Consider the following 1,105-nt stretch of genomic DNA (forward strand, 5'->3'; position numbering starts at 1 on the left):
CACTGTCCGATGAGGACGGTCAGGTCCGCTACGGTGAGCTCGACCGGTGGTCCGCGCGGCTCGCCGACGGCCTGCGCGCCGCCGGGGTGACCCCGGGAGACCTGGTCGGTGTCTGCCTCGACCGGTCGGCGGAGCTGGTGGCGGTCCTGCTCGCCGTTCTCAAGGTGGGCGCCGCCTATGTGCCACTCGATCCGGCCTATCCGGCGGAGCGACTCGCCTACACCGTCGAAGACGCCCGGCTCGCCGTCGTGATCACCACGGACACCGGATTCCCCGTCTCCGGGGGACTTCGGGTACTGACGCCCAGGGATCTCACGGAATCGCGCGGCGACGCCGAACCCTCCGCCGTCGGTGGAGCGGACGAAGCGGCGTACGTGATCTACACGTCGGGCTCCACCGGCAGGCCCAAAGGTGTGCTCGTCCCGCATTCCAACGTCGTCGCGCTGGTGGACGCCACCCGGGACGACTTCGCCCTCGGAGCCACCGACGTGTGGACGTTCTTCCACTCGGTCGCGTTCGACTTCTCGGTGTGGGAGATCTGGGGCTGCCTGCTCACGGGCGGGCATCTCGTCGTCGTCCCGTACTGGGTGTCGCGCTCGCCGGAGCAGCTGCGAGACCTGCTGGCCGAGCGCGGGGTCACCGTGCTGAGCCAGACCCCGTCGGCGTTCGCCCCGCTCACGGAGGTGGAGCGCACGCGCCACGATCGGCTGCCGGTCCGGCTGGTGATCTTCGGGGGAGAGCCACTGCCGGTCAGGAGCCTGCTTCCGTGGCTGGACCGGTATCCCGAGACCCGATGCCGACTGGTGAACATGTTCGGCATCACCGAGACCACCGTGCATGTCACCGCCGAGACCGTCACCCGGTGGCACGCGCTCGCCGGATCGAGGTCCGTCGGCAGGCCGGTCCCCGGATGGCGGGTGTACGTGCTGGACGAGTCCGGGCGGCTCGCGCCGCCGGGAGTGGCGGGCGAGATCCACGTCGCCGGCGCCGGTGTCGCGCTCGGCTACCTGCGCCGTCCCGGCCTGACCGCCGAACGTTTCCTGCCCGATCCGTTCGGCGGCGGGCGGATGTACCGCACCGGAGACCGGGGGCGGCTGCGGCCGGC

The 1,105-nt window shown here is 71.5% G+C and carries 1 protein-coding gene; it reads left to right on the top strand.

The features are described 5' to 3' along the window. Window positions 1-1,105, top strand: a 1,105-nt coding sequence (locus CFP71_RS42465; protein ID WP_143267309.1) for an amino acid adenylation domain-containing protein, incomplete at both ends; no start/stop codon positions are given.

Origin of the sequence: Amycolatopsis thailandensis (assembly GCF_002234405.1) — a bacterium.
GTDB classification, from domain to species: Bacteria; Actinomycetota; Actinomycetes; order Mycobacteriales; family Pseudonocardiaceae; genus Amycolatopsis; species Amycolatopsis thailandensis.